Origin of the sequence: Limnohabitans sp. INBF002 (assembly GCF_027924905.1) — a bacterium.
GTDB lineage: Bacteria > Pseudomonadota > Gammaproteobacteria > Burkholderiales > Burkholderiaceae_C > Limnohabitans.
Genome location: NZ_AP027055.1, coordinates 2246913 through 2259486, shown reverse-complemented (window position 1 = coordinate 2259486; position 12574 = coordinate 2246913). Strand labels below are relative to the sequence as shown.

Below are 12574 nucleotides of genomic sequence, written 5' to 3'. Positions count from 1 at the left end.
AAAATTAACGGCCAGTTGCAGCAGACGCTGCGCTGGCAGGTGAGGTGGCAGCGGGTGCTGGGGCTGTGGTGTTGCCTGGCAATTGCCGACGCACAATGTCAGGCAGCTTGGCGCGCTGTTGGAACTCAGGATCATTCGGCATGTATAAATTGCCTTTTTGTCCACAGGCCGTCAGCGCGGCTGCCGCGCACAACGCAGAGGCCACACACGCACGAAGGCTTGCGCCCGTGACTAGAATCTTTTGTTCAATACCCATGGCGCAAATTGTAATGACCGATCTCGAATTCTTAGACCGCGCAGAACTTCTGCTCAAAGCCATTGAATTGGCTTGCGACCGCATCAACGATGACGGCGAGGCTGACATCGACAACCAGCGCGTGGGCGGCATGATCACGCTGACGTTTGAGAACAAAAGCCAAATCATCATCAACTTGCAAAAGCCCTTGCACGAGGTGTGGTTGGCGGCACGTTCGGGCGGCTATCACTTCAAGTTTGATGGCCAGCACTGGGCCGACACCAAAGGTCAAGGCGAGTTCTTTGCACGTCTCAGCAAAGATGCCAGCGTGCAAACTGGTTTGGCGCTTACCTTTCACGCGTAAGGTCACCGTTCGATAAAAAAGGGCGCTGATAGCGCCCTTTTTTAATTCTTGAACAAATCGAGAATCTTTTTCTTCTCGTCGTTCGCCGGCAGTTGTTCGCTGCTGCTGCCCGAACGGCTGTCCAGCCCCAAGCTGCTCACGCCGCCGCCTTTGCTGAACTCGGCATAGGCCCAATCGCCGCTTTCATGGCTCAAGCCTGCAGGCGGCGTGGGTTCGGTAATCGGCACGTTTTGCAAAGCGTGTTGCATGTAGCTGATCCACACGGGCAAGCTCAAGCCACCACCGGTTTCGCGGTCACCCAATTTGCGTGGGGTGTCGTAACCAATCCATGTGACGGCTGTGAGCGTGGGGTGGTAACCCGCAAACCAAGCGTCCATGGAGTCGTTGGTGGTGCCGGTTTTGCCGTAAATGTCGTTGCGCTTCAAGGTGGCTTGTGCGCGTGCCGCTGTGCCCGAGCGGGTGACTTCTTGCAACAAGCTGGTCATCACAAACGCGTTGCGTGCATCAATGGCGCGGGCCGATTCATCCAAAGGCGTTGGTGTGAACTCAGACAAGGTCTTGCCCATTTGGTCCGTCACCTTGGTGATGAGGTAGGGGTTCACGCGGTAGCCGCCGTTGGCAAACACCGAATAACCCGCCGCCATTTGCATGGGCGTGACCGAGCCAGCGCCCAGCGCCATGGTCAAGTAGGGCGGGTGTTTCTCGGCATCAAAGCCAAATTGGGCAATCCAGTCTTGCGCGTTTTGTGCGCCCACGGCTTGCAGCACACGGATCGAAATCATGTTTTTCGATTTCGCCAAACCTTTGCGCAAGGTCATGGGGCCTTCAAAAGTGCCGTCGTAGTTTTTGGGCTCCCACGGTTGGCCGCCGGTGACGCTGGCGTCGAAGAACAGCGGCGCATCGTTCACCACCGTCATGGGCGTGAAGCCTTTTTCTAGGGCTGCCGAATAAATGAAGGGCTTGAAGCTTGAGCCGGGCTGGCGCCAAGCTTGGGTCACGTGGTTGAACTTGTTCTTGTTGAAGTCAAAGCCGCCCACCAGTGCGTGAATCGCGCCGTCGCGTGGGTCGATGGACACAAACCCACCTTCGACTTCGGGCAGTTGGGTGATTTCCCAGCCGCCTTTGGCGGTCTTGGTGATGCGCACCAGCGCGCCTGGGCGCAGCTTGATGTTGGGGGCTGCTTTGTCAGACAGGCCGGATTGAACGGGTTGCAGGCCATCGCCTGTGATTTCCAGCACTTCGCTGTTTTGGCGCATCACGCGGACTTTTTTAGGCGTGGCGTCCAGCACCACGGCGGCCAGCAAGTCGCCTTTGTCGCCTTGCTCAATCAAGGCGTCGTCAATTGCATCTTCCAGCTCTGCCGCTTTTTCTGGCAAGTTGATGAAGCGCTCAGGGCCGCGATAGTGTTGGCGGCGTTCAAAGTCCATGATGCCGCGGCGCAGCGCAAAGTAGGCCGCTTGTTGGTCGCTGGCGCGAACGGTGGTGTAGACATTCAAGCCGCGTGTGTAAATCTCAGGGCCGTATTGCGCAAACATCAGTTGGCGCGCCATTTCAGCCACGTAGTCGGCATGTGTGTTGAGGCTGCTCATGGCGGTGCGAATCTTCAACTCTTCTTGCTTGGCAGCGACGGCTTGCTCTTTGGTGATGAAGCCGTTTTCTTCCATGCGCTCAATGATGTAGAGCTGGCGTGCGCGTGCGCGCTTGGGGTTGGCAATTGGGTTGTAAGCCGATGGTGCTTTGGGCAGGCCGGCCAACATGGCCGCTTCGGCAATGCTGATGTTTTTCAACGGCTTGCCAAAGTAGGCCTCAGACGCAGCTGCAAAACCGTAGGCACGGTTGCCCAAATAAATTTGGTTCAGATAGATTTCAAAAATCTGGTCTTTGCTGAGCATGTGCTCGAGCTTGCTGGTCAGCAAGATTTCATAAATCTTGCGCGTGAAAGTTTTCTCTGACGACAAGTAAACGTTACGCGCCACCTGCATGGTGATGGTGGACGCGCCTTGACTCTTGGCGCGGCCTAAGTTGGCCAAGCTGGCGCGCATGAGGCCGATGTAGTCCACGCCACCGTGTTGGTAAAAGCGCGCGTCTTCAATGGCCAGCACCGCGTCTTTCATCACCTTGGGGATGTCTTTGAATGGGGTGAGGTTGCGGCGCTCTTCGCCAAACTCGCCAATCTGTGTGCCTTCGACGGAGTACACCCGCATGGAGAGCTTAGGCCGGTAATCGGCCAAGTCGGAAATGTCGGGCAGCTGTGGATAGGCCATGGCCAGCGCAACGCCGACCAACAAGCCCACCACGAGCATGATGGCTGCGGCAATGCCGAAGGCCCACAGCAAGAGTTGGCTCGCCAAAGAGCGAGGGGCTGCTGACGCAGCGGCGTGTTCTTTCGAACCTTCAGGGGTGTGGTTTTTCGCCATAAGTGGGAAGGATTATAAAAACCATGCTTTCATCACAAAAGTCCCGAGTCAAACACCTCCGCACGCACTTGTCAACGCGTTGAAATGCCAAGTATTCCCGCCCGATTCAAAGGATGTGTCATGCGTTGGTCGTCATGGTTGCTTCGCTTACGTCAACGCCGCTTGTGTGTGGTGGGGTTGGATGTGGGGCCTGAATTTTGTAGCTTGGTGGTGTTGACTGGCTCCCCAGCACAGCCCGACACGGTGTGCTGCGCCGAGTGGCTGAGCTTGCCCGAAGCTTGGGTGGTGCAGGGCGAGGTTTTGCAATCTTTTGAGTTGGGACATTGGTTGCAGGCTTATTTGGAGGCTGGCGACTACCAGCCCGAGGCCGTTTATATGGGCTTAAATGACGCCTGTATTTCGCATCACACCGTCACCTTGGCCGAGGGCTTGTCTGAAGACGATGTGGCGTTTCAGTTGTTCGCTGAAGTTCAGTCGGTCTTGCCCGAATACGCCGCTGATATTTCGATCGACTTCGGGGTAGATGCTGAGCCCGCTCCTGCGGGCGAGCCGCGTTATTGGGTGCAAGCGGTCCCTCGTGCGCGCGTGGATGCCTTGCAACGTGTGGCCCATGCGGCGAATTTAAAGTTGCAGGTGGTGGAGCCGCGCCATGATGCCGCACGTCGCACCCAGTTGAGCGACGCGTTGGCCCAGCTGCCTCAGGCCAGTGCTGCTTTGGCATGGCAGTGTGACGAAGCCTTTGGCTTGGCGTTGCGAGCTTGGCGTGACGAGGGGGTGAATTTTTTGCCGCACCGCGCAGTGTCAAAACACCTGTTGCGACGTGCTTGGGTTTTGGGCGTGTCTGTGTGCGCGATGGGGGGCGCATTTTTGGCGGCAGGCTTTGCGCTTGTCATGTCTTCTGCCGCCGAATCCAAGCATCGGCAGATGGGGGATGTGGTGGCTTCGGCCCAGGCCTATGACGCAGCGCAAAAAACCCATGCGCAGGCCAAAGCCGCACAACAGCGTCGTGCGGAACAAGCCCGCTGGCTCAAGGCGCGTCAAGACTTGCAGTCACAAAGTTTGCAATGGAGTCGGGTGCTCAGCCAAGCCGCACACGGCGTGTGGGTGGCCAGCGTGAAGCAGCAAGGCACGCGCTGGACGGTCCAGGGGGAAGCGCTGTCTGCGACCCATGCGCAGCAGTTGGTGGCGCAGCTCACGGCCTTGGATATTTGGGCGCAAGCACCGGCGCTGCCGCAGTTGCAAATCACATCTGCCGTGCCCACCACGGGTTTGCCAGTTTGGCAATTTCGCATCGAAGCCGATTTGAAAGTGGGCGTGTGATGCCGTGGCCGCGCATGCCCATGCCGCCACTGAATTGGCGTCAACCGTGGGGTTGGCCCATGGCATATCAACGCGCCTTGTTTGTGTGCGCGGCGATCATTGGCATCTGCTTGTTGAGCCCTTGGTGGGCCAAGAGCTGGCAAGCTTGGGATGAAGCCCTTCAGGCCCAAGAGCAGCTGCTTGCACAACAACAAGCCACACAGGACATGCGAGAGCAAACAGCCCTGTTGTTGCAAACGCAAACGGACCTGAAACTTTCTTTTGTGGATACGACTGCGCTGGCCACGCTCGCGCGACAACAAGGCTTGCAGTTCTCGCAGCTCGGTGTGGATAAGCCCCTGCAAACCGCTGCTTTGAGTGCCCTGCACATTCAACAACTGCCCTTGCATTGGCAGGTACAAGGCTCGTGGGAGGCTTGGCTCAATTGGCTGGCTCAGTGGCCGACCTCTGCGCCAGGTGTGACCGTGTCGTCACTTGAACTCAAAGCCGACCCACGGGGTGGCATTTCTGCGCAAGTGGTGGCTGTGGCCCCTCAGCCTACGGCGCACGAAGCGTCGTTTGCGCTGAGCAGTTTGAGTGCGGAAGACACCACCGCGACGGACCCTTTCAATGCGCAAGCGTGGATACACGCACAGCGCATGCGCGCCCAGCAACACCCCAGCTATGCCAAGTTGGTAGCGCCTGAACTCCTTCGCCCGCGTGCGACATTGGAAGCTTTTCCGCGCGAACGTTTGCAATACGTGGGGCAAATTGCTACTGGGACGGATGTTGAAGCCTTGGTCAAAGTGCTACCGGCGGCGGGTGGCAACAAGGACCCATCCATGATGACGGTGCATCGTGTGCGTGTGGGTGGTTATTTGGGGCATGACTTTGGGCGTGTGATCGCAATTTCCCCAGACCATCTGATGTTGCAAGAGTTGGTGCTGAATGCGACAGGCGAATGGCTGACCCGCGAGGCGACCTTGCCTTTGAAAGACGCTGCGCCATGAGCCGCCGCGACCTCTGTGTGGGCCGTTCAGCGGTGTTGTGTTTGATCGCTGTGTGCTGTGCCTGGGTTTTGCCACTGCGCAGCCAAGAAGTTAAGCCGAACTACACCGGTGCATCCATGTCGATGAATTTTCAAAACATCGAGGTGCGCACAGCTTTGCAAATCGTGGCGGATTTCACGGGGCTCAACATCATCACGTCAGACAGTGTGACGGGCGCGCTTACGCTCAAACTACACAAAGTGCCTTGGGACCAAGTGTTGGACATCATGGCGCAGGCCAAAGGTCTGAGCGTGCGCAAGCAAGGCAACGTCATTTGGGTGGCGCCGCGCGTAGAAGTCGCTGCACGTGAAAAACTTGAGTATGAAAGCAAGTTGGCGGCGCAAAACCTAGAGCCCATGCAAACGCGAGGCTTTGCCCTCAACTACGCCAAGGCGGTGGATGTGCTGACGCAGATTCAAGGTGGCACGGTGTTGCCTGCGATGGGTGGTTATGGTGCAGGCGCTGTTGGCAGTTATGGCGGGCTCGGTGGTCTGGGTGGCTTAGGCAACGCAGGTCTTGGCTACGCATCACCCACAAACGCAACTCCCTTCAGTCTGTCTTCGATGAGCGGTGGCTCACGCATCCTCAGCACACGCGGCAGCGCGATGGCCGAGCCTCGCACCAACCAGCTGTTTGTGACCGACATTGCCGAGCGCATCGACCAAGTGGCTCAGATGATTGCCAAGATCGACATTCCCCTGCGCCAAGTGATGATTGAAGCGCGCATCGTGCAAGCCAGCGACACCTTTGGCCAAACCCTCGGCGTGCGTTTGGGCGGCATGGGGCAGGTTGGTGCGCAAAGCGTGTGGGGGCCGACCAATGCCAATGTGATGGCCAATGCCAACCCCACGGCGCTACAAGCCACCAGCTTCAACATCGCCGACAAAGCGCTGGACACCTCGGGCCAGTTCGTCAATCTGCCTGCGGCTGGCCTGAATGGCTTTGCGTCAGCCAGTTTTGCCGTGTCCATCTTCAACTCGGCCAAGAACCGTTTTCTCAACCTTGAGTTGTCGGCCTTGGAAGCCGATGGCAAAGGCAAGGTCGTCTCTAGCCCGCGCGTGGTCACCGCAGACCAAGCCAAAGCCGTGATCGAGCAAGGGACCGAGTTGCCCTACCAAGTGGCGGCCGCAAGCGGTGCATCCACTTTGGCCTTTCGCAAAGCCAACCTCAAGTTGGAGGTCACGCCGCAAATCACGCCGGAGGGCGGCATCGTGCTCGATCTGGATATTTCCAAAGACAACGTAGGCCAAATTACCCCCGCTGGTTTTGCCATTGACACCAAACACATCAAGACCCAAGTGCTGGTGGAAAACGGCGGCACGGTCATGATTGGCGGCATTTACGAGACCAGCGAGCAAGAGGACGAGTACAAGGTGCCTTTCTTGGGTGACATCCCTGTGTTGGGCTATTTGTTCAAAAACCGCCGTCAAGTCCAAGCCAAGCAAGAGTTGCTGGTCTTCATAACCCCTAAAATGCTCGATCACAGTGCCGTTGCACGTTAAGAAAGCATATGTTGTTGGTTTTGGTGGGTCTGCCGGGTTCCGGTAAAACGACTGTTGGACGTCAACTTGCGCGACGTCTTCACCTCCCCTTTGTTGATTCGGATCACGCGATTGAGAACCGCTTGGGTTGCTCGGTGCGCGAATATTTCGAACGCGAAGGGGAAGACCGCTTTCGCGACCTCGAATCTGAAGTGCTGGCCGATTTGTGCCAAAACCACCAAGGCGTGTTGTCCACCGGCGGCGGCTCGGTGCTGCGCCCCATCAACCGTGAACGTCTGCACCAACACGGCCATGTGTTTTATTTGCGTTCTAGTCCCGAAGAAGTGTTTCGCCGTTTGCGCAACGACCAAAACCGCCCCTTGTTGCAAGTGGCTGACCCGCAAGCGCGCTTGCGCGAGTTGATGGAAAAGCGCGATCCGCTGTACCGCGAAACCGCGCACTACGTCATTGAAACAGGCCGCCCCAATGTGGCCAGCTTGGTCAACATGATCGTGGCGCAGCTCGAATTGGCTGGGCACATCAAACCCGTCTCGCCCCCCGCGCCTGCTGACCGCCCACGCGTGTCGCCCCCACACAGAATTTGAGCCATGTCGAACACCTCACACCTTGAACGCGTTGCCATTGACTTAGGCGACCGCAGTTACAGCATCTTGATTGGCGAGCAGTTGCTCGACGCCGCTGGTACGTGGGCCGATTTGCCCAAAGCCTCGGCAGCCCTCATCGTCACCAATGACACCGTGGGCCCCCTCTACGCTGAGCGTTTGCAAGCCGCGCTGGCGCCGCTCTACAAACACGTCCACACCGTGGCCTTGCCCGACGGCGAGAGTCACAAAGATTGGCAAACCCTCAACCTGATTTTTGATGAGCTGCTGGGCAAAGGTGCCGACCGCAAAACCGTGTTGTTCGCCTTGGGCGGCGGCGTGGTGGGTGACATGACTGGCTTTGCTGCCGCCTGCTACATGCGCGGCGTGCCTTTTGTGCAAGTGCCCACCACCTTGCTGGCGCAGGTCGATTCATCGGTGGGTGGCAAGACAGCCATCAACCACCCCATCGGCAAAAACATGATTGGCGCGTTCTACCAACCGCAACGCGTGGTGTGCGATCTAGATACGTTGCAAACCTTGCCCCAACGCGAGATGAGCGCGGGCTTGGCTGAAGTCATCAAATATGGCCCCATCGCCGACATGCAGTTTTTGGATTGGATTGACGCCAACCTCGACGCGCTCTTGGCACGCGACCCAAAAGCTTTGGCACATGCTGTGAAGCGCAGCTGCGAAATCAAAGCATGGGTGGTCGGCCAAGACGAACGCGAAGGTGGCATCCGCGCCATCCTGAATTTCGGCCACACCTTTGGCCACGCCATCGAAGCGGGCTTGGGCTTTGGCGAATGGCTGCACGGCGAAGCCGTGGGTTGCGGCATGGTCATGGCCTCGCACCTCTCGCAACGTTTGGGCTTGGTGGACGAGGCCTTTGTGTCACGCTTCACCGCCCTCATCGAACGCGCAGGCCTGCCCATCGTCGGCCCCAAACTTGGCGCCGACGAATACCTGCACCACATGCGCGTGGACAAAAAGGCAGAAGCCGGTGAAATCAAATTCGTGCTCATAGACAAACCCGGCACCGCCATCGTGCGCGGCGCACCCGATGCCTTGGTGGCCCAAGTCATCGACGATTGCTGTGAAAAATAAGCCGCAAGAGGTAATGCAAAAAACGGGGCGAGTGCAACAAAGCCCCGACGCAGTCTGGCGGTATGGGGGATGTGCCGCTTCTTCATGCTGGTCCAGAAATCATCAGCGGCACATCCCCCATACCGCCAGCGAGCACAGAAAACAAAAGCAATGACCCAACTCGCCCCCTACGCCTGCCAACCCGAACTGTCCCGTGGTCGCAGATACAAAGAGCAAGAAGCCCCCGCGCACGCCCCCAGCTTTCGCAACCCGCACCAGCGCGACCGCGACCGCATCGTTCACTCCACCGCGTTCAGACGTTTGGTCTACAAAACCCAAGTCTTCTTGAACCACGAAGGCGATTTGTTTCGCACGCGCATGACGCACTCGTTAGAGGTGGCGCAGCTGGGCCGCTCCATCGCCCGTGCGTTGAACTTGAACGAAGATTTGGTCGAAGCCATCGCCCTGGCCCACGACCTCGGCCACACGCCTTTTGGTCACGCGGGGCAAGACGCGCTGAACGAATGTATGTCCCCCTACGGCGGCTTCGAACACAACTTGCAAAGCCTGCGCGTGGTGGATGAGTTGGAAGAACGCTACCCCGCGTTCAATGGTCTGAATCTGAGCTTTGAAACCCGCGAAGGCATCTTGAAGCACTGCGCGCGTCGCAACGCAGAACTCATCAACGCGCAAGAACCCGGTGGCGTTGCTGCGCGTTTCTTGAACGGCACACAGCCCAGCCTAGAAGCGCAACTGTGCAACTTGGCCGACGCCATTGCCTACAACGCGCACGACATTGACGACGGCGTGCGCTCTGGTTTGCTCACGCTCGAACAAATGCAAGACGTGTCATTGTTTGCCCGTTATCACGCGCAAACCTTGGCTGAGTACCCGCACCTGCAAACGCAGCATCCCAATACGCAAGGCCGTCGCGTGTTGTACGAAACCATTCGCCGCATGTTGAGCGACCAGGTGTACGACGTGATCAACGCCACACGCGCGGCTCTGCAACAGCACGCACCCGCCAGTGCTGACGAAGCCCGTCAATGCCCGCCGCTGGTGCAGTTCAGCGCGGCGATGTACGAAGAGTCGAAAGCGCTCAAGTCGTTCTTGTTCCGAAATTTGTACCGTCACCCGCAGGTCATGCAAACCACCGATGGTGCGCGTGCGATGGTTCAAGAGCTGTTTGCTGTTTACTTGGCCAAGCCTCAAGAAATGCCAGCTGCCTACGCCCAGCGCAGCGATGTGCCGCGTGCCGTGGCCGACTACCTGTCTGGCATGACAGACCGTTTCGCCACGCGCGAGCACGCGCGATTGACGGCTTAACTTCAACCGCTCAAACCTGATATGCGCCACCACCGTTTTGGCATTCATCCCTCGTGGGTCATCGTGTTTGCAGGCGTATGCGCCGCGCTGCATGTGGGCAAGCTGCCCCCCGCGTTGCCGGTGCTGCAAGACGCACTGAATATCACTTTGGTACAAGCCGGCTTCTTGTTGTCTGCGGTGCAAGTGGCCAGCATGACATTGGGCTTGGCTGTAGGCCTGAGTGCCGATAGTTTGGGCCTGCGCCGCAGCATGTTGGTCGGTCTTGGCCTGTTGTCGTTCGCCAGCATCAGCGGTGGGTTTGTGGCCGATGCCAATGGCTTGTTGGTCTTGCGTGCGTTAGAGGGCTTGGGCTTTTTGCTGGTTGTCATGCCTGCGCCTGCACTCATTCGCCGCACGGTGGATGCCTCGCAGCTGAGCGGTCGCATGGGCTGGTGGGGCTCCTACATGCCCACAGGCAGTGCGCTGGCGTTGCTGTTGGGGCCTTGGGTCATTGCAGGTTTGAACTGGTCTGCTTGGTGGTGGCTGCTCGGTGCAGTGGCCGCGTTGGCTTGGGTGGCCGTGTGGCTGTGCGTGCCCGATGTGCAGCCGCCCGCACCCATACACAACGCCGCCAATGATGCATGGCCCAAGCGCTTGGCGCTCACCCTTCAAAGCCCTGGCCCTTGGTTGGTGGCGCTCACGTTTGCGGTGTATTCCTCGCAATGGTTGGCCGTGGTGGGCTTCTTGCCCACGGTCTATGCCGAGCTGGGTTTGGCTGCGGGCACGGCGGGCGTGTTGTCTGGCTGCGTGGCGCTGGCCAATGTGAGCGGCAACATCATGTCGGGCCGTTTGCTGCAACGTGGCTGGCCCACACAACGTTTACTTTTGATCGGCTTTGCCTGCATGGCATTGGGCGCTATCGGCGCGTACGCCGTGTGGCAGGGCGAAGGCTTGCCTACCTCGCTGCGCTTTGCGTGTGTGGTGATGTTCTCGGCCGTGGGCGGTTTGATTCCCGGCACGTTGTTTTCGTGTGCTTTACGTTTGGCCCCCAGCGAAGGCACGGTGTCCACCACTGTGGGCTACATGCAGCAGCTCTCGGCGCTGGGTCAGTTTGCAGGCCCGCCCTTGGTGGCATGGGTGGCGGCCAGCGCAGGCGGCTGGCAGTGGACGTGGGCCGTCACCGCCACACTCAGTTTGGCGGGCGCGGTGTTGGCGCATTTCATTGGCCGTGCATTGCACAAGAAAGAAAAACATGACTGACACATTGACTCCAGACCAAGAACGCACCGCCATCGAAGACACGCAAAAGTGGTTGTTAGAAGCCGTGGTGGGCCTCAACCTGTGCCCCTTCGCCAAAGCGGTGGTGGTCAAAGACATGGTGCGCTACCGCGTGTGCGCATCCGCCGAGCCAGCCGACCTGCTGGCCATGCTGCGTGAAGAGTTGCAACACTTGGCCGAGGCCGACCCAGACAAACTAGACACCACGCTGCTGATTGCGCCCAACGCCTTGCCCGACTTTTTGGACTTCAATGACTTCCTTGAAGACTGCGACGAAGTGCTGATGGACTTAGAACTAGACGGCGTGCTGCAAGTGGCCGACTTTCACCCGCACTACCAATTCGGCGGCACGGAGGTGGACGACATTGAGAACTTCACCAACCGCACGCCATACCCCACGCTGCACTTGCTGCGCGAAGCCAGCCTTGACAAAGCGGTCGAGGCTTATCCCGATGCGTCGCTCATCTTTGAACGCAACATTGAGGTGTTGAATAAGTTGGGGCATGCGGGGTGGGCTAAGTTGGGCATTGCGTCTCGACTGCACAATTGAGCCATGTCCAAACACAAACCCGCTGTTGCGGCTAAGCCCCAAGACCCAAGTTCTCAGCTCGACCTGCGCCCCGGCCAGTCCATCGAGTTGCTCAAAGAGCTGCACATCCTCACCCGCGACGGCAAGCTCAACCAAGATTCGCGCCGCAAGCTCAAGCAGGTGTATCACCTGTATCAGTTCATTGAAAAGCTGCTGAAAGAACTGCCGGCCAGCGAGCAAGGCCCCACCTTGGCCGACCACGGCGCGGGCAAGTCGTATTTGGGTTTCATCATTTACGACTTGTTTTTCAAAGCCTTGGGGCAGGGCAGTATTTACGGCATCGAGACGCGCAGCGAGTTAGTGGTGTCGTCCCAAGCACTGGCGCAGCGCTTGGGCTTTGAGCGCATGAAGTTTCTCAACCTCAGCGTGGCCGAGTCCGCGCACAGCGATGCTTTGCCCGACCAAATTGATGTGGTCACTGGGCTGCACGCGTGCGACACGGCCACCGATGACGCGATTGCGTTTGGTCTGCAAAAGAAAGCCAAATACATGGTGCTCGTGCCGTGTTGCCAAGCCGAGCTGGCGCGCGCGCTGAACAAAAACAAAGCACTCAATTTGCAACGCACACCGTTGGCCGAGCTGTGGCGTCACCCGCTGCACACGCGCGAGATGGGCAGCCAGCTGACCAATGTGCTGCGCTGTTTGTACCTAGAAGCGATGGGCTACCAAGTGACCGTGACCGAGCTGGTCGGTTGGGAGCACAGCATGAAAAACGAACTCATCTTGGCCAAATACACGGGGCAAAAAAAGCGCAGTGCGGCGGAGCGCTTGACGGCTTTGTTGGAAGAGTTTGGCTTGCAAGAGTTGGCTGAGACACGATTCCAAGTGAACGGTTAATTAATCGGGGTCAGATTCGAATTACCATCAGC

11 protein-coding genes and 1 pseudogene are annotated in these 12574 nt (G+C 58.3%); 10 read left to right on the top strand and 2 right to left on the bottom strand.

Annotated elements, in window-relative coordinates:
- Positions 1-4 precede the first annotated feature (4 nt).
- Positions 5-256: a lipoprotein gene (locus QMG15_RS11365; RefSeq protein WP_108358358.1), complete on the bottom strand. Its 252-nt coding sequence runs from the start codon at positions 254-256 to the stop codon at positions 5-7.
- A 13-nt stretch (positions 257-269) separates the two neighbouring features.
- Here QMG15_RS11365 and cyaY point away from each other — a divergent pair, with 13 nt between their 5' ends.
- Entirely contained in the window at positions 270-599 is a 330-nt protein-coding gene (cyaY, locus tag QMG15_RS11360) for an iron donor protein CyaY (protein ID WP_281790134.1), read from the top strand.
- 41 nt (positions 600-640) lie between these two features.
- Here the strand turns inward: cyaY and QMG15_RS11355 are convergent, their stop codons facing one another.
- The gene (locus QMG15_RS11355) at positions 641-2902 is read right to left on the bottom strand and encodes a penicillin-binding protein 1A (protein WP_281790133.1); all 2262 of its coding nucleotides are present in this window, start codon (positions 2900-2902) and stop codon (positions 641-643) included.
- A 234-nt stretch (positions 2903-3136) separates the two neighbouring features.
- On the opposite strand from QMG15_RS11355, the gene pilM reads away from it, so the two are divergent.
- From pilM to QMG15_RS11310, 9 genes and pseudogenes are all read left to right on the top strand, one after another.
- Positions 3137-4336, top strand: a complete 1200-nt coding sequence (gene pilM / locus QMG15_RS11350; protein ID WP_281788689.1) for a pilus assembly protein PilM — start codon at positions 3137-3139, stop codon at positions 4334-4336.
- 59 nt (positions 4337-4395) lie between these two features.
- On the top strand, positions 4396-5325 hold the full coding sequence (locus QMG15_RS11345; protein ID WP_281788688.1) for a pilus assembly protein PilP: 930 nt from the start codon (positions 4396-4398) through the stop codon (positions 5323-5325).
- A gap of 116 nt (positions 5326-5441) precedes the next feature.
- A pseudogene (gene pilQ / locus QMG15_RS11340) lies at positions 5442-6866 on the top strand (type IV pilus secretin PilQ); the annotation flags it as partial.
- Positions 6867-6874: 8 nt separating this feature from the next.
- The gene (locus tag QMG15_RS11335) at positions 6875-7450 is read left to right on the top strand and encodes a shikimate kinase (protein ID WP_281788687.1); all 576 of its coding nucleotides are present in this window, start codon (positions 6875-6877) and stop codon (positions 7448-7450) included.
- A 3-nt stretch (positions 7451-7453) separates the two neighbouring features.
- Complete coding sequence (aroB, locus tag QMG15_RS11330) at positions 7454-8554, top strand: 3-dehydroquinate synthase (protein WP_281788686.1); 1101 nt, start codon at positions 7454-7456, stop codon at positions 8552-8554.
- A gap of 150 nt (positions 8555-8704) precedes the next feature.
- Complete coding sequence (locus QMG15_RS11325; protein ID WP_281788685.1) at positions 8705-9859, top strand: deoxyguanosinetriphosphate triphosphohydrolase; 1155 nt, start codon at positions 8705-8707, stop codon at positions 9857-9859.
- Positions 9860-9880: 21 nt separating this feature from the next.
- Entirely contained in the window at positions 9881-11098 is a 1218-nt protein-coding gene (locus QMG15_RS11320; RefSeq protein WP_281788684.1) for an MFS transporter, read from the top strand.
- Complete coding sequence (locus QMG15_RS11315; RefSeq protein WP_281788683.1) at positions 11091-11666, top strand: DUF1415 domain-containing protein; 576 nt, start codon at positions 11091-11093, stop codon at positions 11664-11666. Before QMG15_RS11320 ends, QMG15_RS11315 begins: the two co-directional genes overlap by 8 nt.
- Positions 11667-11669: 3 nt before the next feature.
- Entirely contained in the window at positions 11670-12542 is an 873-nt protein-coding gene (locus QMG15_RS11310) for an SAM-dependent methyltransferase (protein ID WP_281788682.1), read from the top strand.
- The last annotated feature ends 32 nt before the right edge of the window (positions 12543-12574 follow it).

Bases quoted from the DNA above. Each gene is read 5' to 3' on its own strand.
- QMG15_RS11355 (WP_281790133.1), bottom strand. From the start codon at position 2,902: ATGCTCGTGGTGGGCTTGTTGGTCGGCGTTGCGCTGGCCATGGCCTAT.
- aroB (WP_281788686.1), top strand. From the start codon at position 7,454: ATGTCGAACACCTCACACCTTGAACGCGTTGCCATTGACTTAGGCGAC.
- QMG15_RS11310 (WP_281788682.1), top strand. From the start codon at position 11,670: ATGTCCAAACACAAACCCGCTGTTGCGGCTAAGCCCCAAGACCCAAGT.
- QMG15_RS11345 (WP_281788688.1), top strand. From the start codon at position 4,396: ATGGCATATCAACGCGCCTTGTTTGTGTGCGCGGCGATCATTGGCATC.
- QMG15_RS11320 (WP_281788684.1), top strand. From the start codon at position 9,881: ATGCGCCACCACCGTTTTGGCATTCATCCCTCGTGGGTCATCGTGTTT.
- QMG15_RS11365 (WP_108358358.1), bottom strand. From the start codon at position 256: ATGGGTATTGAACAAAAGATTCTAGTCACGGGCGCAAGCCTTCGTGCG.
- QMG15_RS11315 (WP_281788683.1), top strand. From the start codon at position 11,091: ATGACTGACACATTGACTCCAGACCAAGAACGCACCGCCATCGAAGAC.
- cyaY (WP_281790134.1), top strand. From the start codon at position 270: ATGACCGATCTCGAATTCTTAGACCGCGCAGAACTTCTGCTCAAAGCC.
- pilM (WP_281788689.1), top strand. From the start codon at position 3,137: ATGCGTTGGTCGTCATGGTTGCTTCGCTTACGTCAACGCCGCTTGTGT.
- QMG15_RS11325 (WP_281788685.1), top strand. From the start codon at position 8,705: ATGACCCAACTCGCCCCCTACGCCTGCCAACCCGAACTGTCCCGTGGT.
- QMG15_RS11335 (WP_281788687.1), top strand. From the start codon at position 6,875: ATGTTGTTGGTTTTGGTGGGTCTGCCGGGTTCCGGTAAAACGACTGTT.